The organism is Acinetobacter sp. UBA1496 (genome assembly GCF_002324975.1).
Lineage (GTDB): Bacteria > Pseudomonadota > Gammaproteobacteria > Pseudomonadales > Moraxellaceae > Acinetobacter > Acinetobacter variabilis.
Genome location: NZ_DCRI01000083.1, coordinates 481 through 3,294, shown reverse-complemented (window position 1 = coordinate 3,294; position 2,814 = coordinate 481). Strand labels below are relative to the sequence as shown.

Genomic DNA, 2,814 nt, shown 5'->3' with positions numbered 1-2,814 from the left:
GTTACTGGACAAAATCCAGCCTCTTCTGCTGCAACCGCTACAGCATTACTTCAATTGTTGAAATAAAGAGTAGCTAGTGTCTGTTGTGGTGCTTAGCAGTGAATAAAACTTCTGACTTTGAGCAACTGGCTCAATAAGCAAAATAACCCTCATTTAATGGTGAAGGGCCTGAGTGAATAGCTTTTCTTCCTTTATTTTTCTATATACAGGAAGGAAGGGTATTTTTTTAGTTTAGATCAATTTAGTCATGATTACTTGGATACAATGACATGAAGACCAGCAAACTTTTTCAAAACTTAAGCTTAGGCCCTTATGTTTTACAAAACCGTATTGTATTGCCACCATTAACGCGGTCGCGCAGTACTCAGCCAGGGAATATTCCAAATGACTTAATGGCAACCTATTATCAACAGCGTGCCGGGGCAGGATTTATGGTCACCGAAGGTACGCAAATCGAGCCACGTGGTCAAGGCTATGCTTGGACTCCCGGTATTTATAGCCCTGAACAGATTGCTGGATGGCGTAAAGTGACGGAAGCAGTGCATGCTAAAGGAGGCATTATTTTTGCACAGCTTTGGCATGTTGGGCGTGTTTCACATACATCTTTGCAACCCGATCATGCATTACCGGTCGCGCCCTCGGCTATTAGGGCTGATAGTAATGTTAAAGTCTTTATTGAGACCGGGCCCAATGCAGGGACCTTGGCTGATCCTTCCATGCCACGTGCTTTAAGCAATGCAGAGGTTAAAGAATTAGTGCAACTCTATGCTCAAGCAGCACGCAATGCCTTGGCTGCTGGTTTTGATGGGGTTGAAATTCATTGTGCAAATGGTTATTTGGTAAATCAATTTATCTCTGCACATAGTAACCACCGTGAAGATGAATATGGTGGATCACTAAACAATCGTTTGCGTTTTTTACGTGAAGTAGTAGAGGCAGTTGCTGAGGTGGTTGGTGCAGATCGTTTAGGAGTGCGTTTTGCCCCGCTATTTGAAAGTACAGAGGAAGATCGTGTTTACATAGGGTTGGTTGAAGATGATCCACATGTGACTTATATTGAAGCCATAAAAATACTTGAAGAAGTTGGGATTGCCTATTTATCGATTGCAGAAGCTGATTGGGATAATGCACCAGAACTTCCTCATGATTTTCGTAGAGATGTCAGAGACACTTTCAGTGGTCGGATTATTTATGCAGGTCGATATACGGCAGAAAGAGGGACTCGAATTTTAGAGGCAGGACTGGCCGATTTAATTGCATTTGGACGCCCATTTATTGCGAATCCAGATTTACCCGATCGCATCGTTAATGGCTGGCCGTTGAATACAGTAGATGCAAGCACTATGTATGGTGGGACGGAAAAAGGCTATATTGATTATCCAGCTTACGCAGATTAATCTCGACTAAGTGAGTTATTTTGCCAACCACAAAGGTTGGCAAAATAAGGGCTTAGGATTGCTGTTGCCAGCACAATTTCTTGTTAAAACAAATTCTTAAAATTTTTTAGCTGTGTAATGAGCCAACCTGCCAGTGGGAAAGAAATCAGTTGCGTTACTGGCACTAATACTATGACTTCAATCAACACCATCATCGGGAAACTTTGATGCTGAGTAATTGGCTTTAATAAAGTGAGTACTAGTAATAGTGTGGGATATAAGCCTAAATATCCGACTAAAATACGAGTCATGAGGGCTTTAGAAGGAGAATTCATTGCACGCTATACTCATGGATTGTAAATCGATCTAATAGCAATACATGAATAAGTAATCATTGGGTTGCTATCATAAACCATTAATTATGTTGTTGATATTTAATTTAATTTTTATGAATCTTCACTTTTTAATAGAAATTTAGTTGCTCTCAGAGCTTGATGTAATGGCGTTTTATCTTTTTGCAACTTACTCAGTAATGCTGCACCTAACCACATTTGGTAAAGTACTTGTGCCAACGTCGAGGCCTCAGTATCTGCTTGGATAGACTGATCCTGTTTTCCCAAATCAATTAAAGCAGCAATCCGTTGGATTACATCATCGACGCCAGCGGACATAATGGAGCGCATATCTTCAGATAGATCGGCAACTTCTGCGGCAAGTTTCACAATTAAACAGCTATCCGCCCAACCACACTGTGTTTCAGGATCTTCTATCCATAAATTAAAATACTCAATCAGCTTTTGATAAGGGGATTTATCACTACGCCATACATCATTTAAACGGACTTGGTAATTATCTACATAATGCTGTACCAATTCACATCCGAAAGCTTCCTTGGATTGGAAATAATGATAAAACGAGCCTTTGGGGATCTCACAGCTCTGTAAAATTTCCTGTAATCCTACACCAGTAAAACCTTTATGCAAAATCAGGTCTGAACTGGTGTTAAGAATGTGTAAGCGCTTCGCTTCAGACTTTTTAATAGGAGTAGGCTTCATATTAATTATTTACTCTATTGTAAAAAATAGACCAGTCGTATTGTTTTTTATTATAACTCATCTACAATGGATGTAAAGAAATTTTAATCATAATTTTTGATTGTGAAGAGAAATACTTCTAAATAAAACATGGAGTTATATGTGTGAAAACAGTTATTAATCAACGTATCGTTTTAGCTCAACGGCCAGTCGGTGAGCCAAAACACAGCGATTTTCGTATTGAGCAAGTTGAGCTCAATGAACTTAAACAAGGCGAAATGTTGTTAAAGACCATTTACTTGTCACTCGATCCTTATATGCGTGGTCGCATGAGTGATGCTCCTTCATATGCAGCACCGGTTGAAATTGGCGAAGTGATGGTCGGTGGAACAGTCAGTCAAGTG

The 2,814-nt window shown here is 39.9% G+C and carries 3 protein-coding genes and 1 pseudogene; 2 read left to right on the top strand and 2 right to left on the bottom strand.

The genetic code is table 11. From position 1 onward, the window contains the following. Nucleotides 1–269: 269 nt before the first annotated feature. Entirely contained in the window at nucleotides 270–1,397 is a 1,128-nt protein-coding gene (locus tag B3143_RS09390) for an alkene reductase (protein ID WP_004812143.1), read from the top strand. 83 nt (nucleotides 1,398–1,480) lie between these two features. Here the strand turns inward: B3143_RS09390 and B3143_RS09385 are convergent, their stop codons facing one another. Continuing rightward, on the bottom strand, nucleotides 1,481–1,711 hold the full coding sequence (locus B3143_RS09385) for a hypothetical protein (RefSeq protein WP_001087973.1): 231 nt from the start codon (nucleotides 1,709–1,711) through the stop codon (nucleotides 1,481–1,483). A gap of 111 nt (nucleotides 1,712–1,822) precedes the next feature. Then, nucleotides 1,823–2,431 (bottom strand): TetR/AcrR family transcriptional regulator, encoded by a 609-nt coding sequence (locus tag B3143_RS09380; RefSeq protein ID WP_004281836.1) that lies wholly within the window; start codon nucleotides 2,429–2,431, stop codon nucleotides 1,823–1,825. A gap of 143 nt (nucleotides 2,432–2,574) precedes the next feature. Between B3143_RS09380 and B3143_RS09375 the strand changes: the two are divergent. Beyond that, nucleotides 2,575–2,814: pseudogene (locus B3143_RS09375) on the top strand (NADP-dependent oxidoreductase); the annotation flags it as partial.

What these genes read in the sequence shown, in the direction of transcription:
- B3143_RS09385 (WP_001087973.1), bottom strand. Translation starts at nt 1,711, where the DNA reads ATGAATTCTCCTTCTAAAGCCCTCATGACTCGTATTTTAGTCGGATAT.
- B3143_RS09390 (WP_004812143.1), top strand. Translation starts at nt 270, where the DNA reads ATGAAGACCAGCAAACTTTTTCAAAACTTAAGCTTAGGCCCTTATGTT.
- B3143_RS09380 (WP_004281836.1), bottom strand. Translation starts at nt 2,431, where the DNA reads ATGAAGCCTACTCCTATTAAAAAGTCTGAAGCGAAGCGCTTACACATT.